Source organism: Mesorhizobium sp. M7A.F.Ca.AU.002.02.1.1, from assembly GCF_003998535.1.
GTDB classification, from domain to species: domain Bacteria; phylum Pseudomonadota; class Alphaproteobacteria; order Rhizobiales; family Rhizobiaceae; genus Mesorhizobium; species Mesorhizobium ciceri.
Map to the genome: position 1 here is coordinate 1 of NZ_RZPB01000809.1, position 2,586 is coordinate 2,586.

At 60.7% G+C, this 2,586-nt stretch carries 4 protein-coding genes; 1 reads left to right on the plus strand and 3 read right to left on the minus strand.

The window, feature by feature from the left end:
- The 3 genes from EN879_RS31605 to nanR all read right to left on the minus strand — a co-directional run.
- Window positions 1-343: aldolase/citrate lyase family protein (locus EN879_RS31605; protein WP_245493899.1), on the minus strand; the 343-nt coding region annotated here is incomplete at its 3' end.
- Window positions 344-393: 50 nt separating this feature from the next.
- Window positions 394-699, minus strand: coding sequence for a putative quinol monooxygenase (locus EN879_RS31610; RefSeq protein ID WP_050596334.1), 306 nt, complete (start codon window positions 697-699; stop codon window positions 394-396).
- Window positions 696-1,406 (minus strand): transcriptional regulator NanR, encoded by a 711-nt coding sequence (gene nanR, locus EN879_RS31615; RefSeq protein ID WP_027163180.1) that lies wholly within the window; start codon window positions 1,404-1,406, stop codon window positions 696-698. The genes EN879_RS31610 and nanR overlap by 4 nt, the downstream gene beginning before the upstream one ends.
- A 753-nt stretch (window positions 1,407-2,159) precedes the next feature.
- Here nanR and EN879_RS31625 point away from each other — a divergent pair.
- Complete coding sequence (locus tag EN879_RS31625; RefSeq protein ID WP_342030152.1) at window positions 2,160-2,456, plus strand: type IV secretory system conjugative DNA transfer family protein; 297 nt, start codon at window positions 2,160-2,162, stop codon at window positions 2,454-2,456.
- The last annotated feature ends 130 nt before the right edge of the window (window positions 2,457-2,586 follow it).

Genomic DNA, 2,586 nt, shown 5'->3' on the forward strand with positions numbered 1-2,586 from the left:
CCGGATGGTATTTCATGGAATTGATGATGTGCTGCGCCTGCTCGACGGTACTCACCATCGGCGCGATTAATCCTTCGGCCCCCATATCCATGGCGCGGGCGAGGAAATGGTAGTCCTGCGATGGCACACGCACCATAACCGGCAGGTCGGCCGCCTCGAAATAGCGGATCGCGCTCTTGACCGTTTCCAGGCTGAAGCCCGAATGCTCCATATCGAAAAAGGCGAAGTCACAGCCAGCGGACTTCAGGATGTGGCCTATCCCCGGCGTCGCGAACTCGGCGACAAGGGTCCCGAGCTTGACGCGTCTGTGAGACGCTAGCGCCTTGAGACTTGGCTCCGACATGAACTTCCCTCCCGTTCGCCCACAAGGGGCGCATTGCGCCTACGCGTTCTTCAAGACGAAGCTTCGACAACAAGGTCGCAGATCGTCACCAGCTTGGTGTCGACGAGCGGCGCGCTCTGCGAATTGAATTCCTCGAAATGGGCTGTCCGGCAGTGGAGCATGAATGCCGCCTCGCTGTCGTAAATCTCGTAGAGCAGGACCCGGTCGGGCTCGCCGCGCGCCTGCGTCACATCAAAGCGGCGGCAGCCGGCTTCGCTGCGAACCGACGCGGTCGCGTTGGCGTCCACGAGCTCTCGGAATCTGCCCCGGGCACCCGGCTTGAGGCGGAAATCGACCCAGACCACGAAGCCGCTCATCCCTTGCCACCCGCAATTTCAAGATAGCGTCTGGAGACATATTCCAGATGCCTGCGCATAGCCGCTTCGGAGGCGTCTGGATCGCGCGCGGCGACGGCATCAAAGATTTCGCGATGAGCCTCGTAGGCCTTTCGGTCTTCACCTTTGGCCAAAGTTGTGCGCCGCTGTTCCAGCAGCCATTCGGCCAACGCCGCGTGAATGGCTGTGAAGATACGATTGCGGGTGATCACCGCCAGCACGTAGTGGAAGTCCACATCGGTGCGCTCGAAGCGCGTCAGGTCCCCGATCGACTGCCGGTTGATTTCGAGCGCCTCCTTGAGGCCCTCAATATCCTCTGACGTGGCATTGATGGCGGCGTTGCGGGCAAGCCCGACTTCGAAAAACAAACGCGCGCTCTGGAAGTCATGAACCCCGCCAGGGGCCGAAATCATGTGGCGCGCCGGCCCCGAGAGGGCGTCGATTACGAATTGGGGGGTTGGCCGAGTGACGCGGGCGCGCTCGCCGGATTTCACCTCGACAAGCCCCATCTTGCTCAGATGCAGCAGGGCCTCGCGGATTGAAGGGCGCCCGACCCCGAACTGCCGCATGAGTTCCCGCTCGGATGGGAGCCGGTCGGCTTCGGCCAGCTCTCCCTTGCGGATCATCCGCTCGAGGTGCGCTGCAACCTCCTCCGAAAGCTTCCGCGGTTTTATCAGAACTCCGATCATGTGGCATACCTGTTATACCAGTCGGATACGCTAGGCTCCCAGAGCGCCTCTGTCAACGATCAATTGGGCTGGATAGAGACCGAACAGAGATGCCCAGGCTCGCGCGGCCCGCCTCTTGGATGGCAAGGACGACGATCGATGGGCTGCTCGTAAAAGATCAGCGGCGCAACCTTCACGCCCTCGACCTCGACCACAGGAGTGGCACAGACATGTGCCCTCGCCCCGCTGCGCTGCCCGACCCAGGCAAGCCAGGGCTGCCAAAGGGCGAGCGGATTTCCGCTCCAGCCGATCGCGCCAGCGGCCACACCGCCGGTGATGAAACCAAGCGAATGCAGCGCTTCAAGGCATGAAAGTGAGGATAGGCCTTGCAAGGCCGAGAATGCCGTCGACCTGAACCCGTCCACCGTGAGTCATATGAACCTGGGTATCTGGAGTGAAGGAAGCCATCGCCCGGAGGAACCACACCGCCGACGAAGGCTGTGATGATCCTACCCTCGGAATCGATTGTGCGAAGTTAGGAATTCCCAAAGCGGACCGGTTCCGCGGGCGCACAGACCTCGCGGGAGATAGCCGCGCACAACCGCAAGGTAGAAGGCCTGCGACCGGGGCGGACAGATATGGCGATGTCACCGACTCTGGGCTCGTGCTGAATTGCTTCGATTCGCCGAAGGCCAAGCGGATAGCTCGGTGTCATGTTCAGCCGACACCCACTCCATACGACGTCGTCGAACCACTGCTGCGCGGCGTGACGCAATGGGTTCCGGAACCAAAACTGCGACCCGATTGCAGGATTGCGACTCGTCGCCAAGCGCATTTGTCCGCGAAAACGTCGCCCGCTTCATCAACATGACACCGGAGACATTCTCGGGCATCTATGGGGCCGCATCCAGGGAAACGCACTGGCTGTCCTATGAGCTACGCCGCGCTCGTCTCGGGCAGAAGTTTGCGACCGACGAGGTTGCAGCGGGCAAAATCGACATCTTCATCAACGTCGACTCAACACACTCGAGAACCATCCGGACCTCGCCCGGGTCATCATTGGCTCACTGATGAATGCCATCTACAATCGCAATGAAGCAGGCCAGTTCGGATCTTGTCGATGAGCTGATTTCCATGAAATTCGTTCAGGAGATGAAATCCACCCAACAGCGCGTTGGCAAGCCTCCGACCCCGCTTGAAG

Excerpts from the sequence above, each read along its gene's own strand:
- EN879_RS31625 (WP_342030152.1), top strand. The coding sequence starts at position 2,160 with ATGGGTTCCGGAACCAAAACTGCGACCCGATTGCAGGATTGCGACTCG.
- nanR (WP_027163180.1), bottom strand. The coding sequence starts at position 1,406 with ATGATCGGAGTTCTGATAAAACCGCGGAAGCTTTCGGAGGAGGTTGCA.
- EN879_RS31610 (WP_050596334.1), bottom strand. The coding sequence starts at position 699 with ATGAGCGGCTTCGTGGTCTGGGTCGATTTCCGCCTCAAGCCGGGTGCC.